This window comes from Chitinophaga agrisoli, assembly GCF_008386695.1.
In the GTDB taxonomy this organism is placed as follows: domain Bacteria; phylum Bacteroidota; class Bacteroidia; order Chitinophagales; family Chitinophagaceae; genus Chitinophaga; species Chitinophaga agrisoli.
In genome coordinates, this window is sequence record NZ_VUOC01000140.1 from 1 (window position 1) to 261 (window position 261).

At 46.0% G+C, this 261-nt stretch carries 1 protein-coding gene; it reads left to right on the plus strand.

Annotation, left to right across the window (positions count from 1 at the left end):
- On the plus strand, positions 1-246 hold a 246-nt coding region (locus F0L74_RS33770), incomplete at its 5' end, for a hypothetical protein (protein WP_213087188.1).
- Between the last annotated feature and the right edge of the window lie 15 nt (positions 247-261).

Consider the following 261-nt stretch of genomic DNA (forward strand, 5'->3'; position numbering starts at 1 on the left):
GAATTAAATTTCGGGTCCCCACCAAGGATCTTAGAACTAATGGATGCACCAGTCCTTCTTAGCGTATACCAGCGACATGAAACAGCCAACATGGCTGACTTTCATGGCCGCGAGTGGGCAGAAGTACTCGTCGCTAATGACGCTTTGCTATATAACCTTACTTGTTCGGGGCATTATTTCGTGCGCGGTTTGCTGACACAAAACGGCCTGAATTTGCTGAAAAGTGTTTTCGTCAAGTTTCTCTGACATTAAAGTACGCAC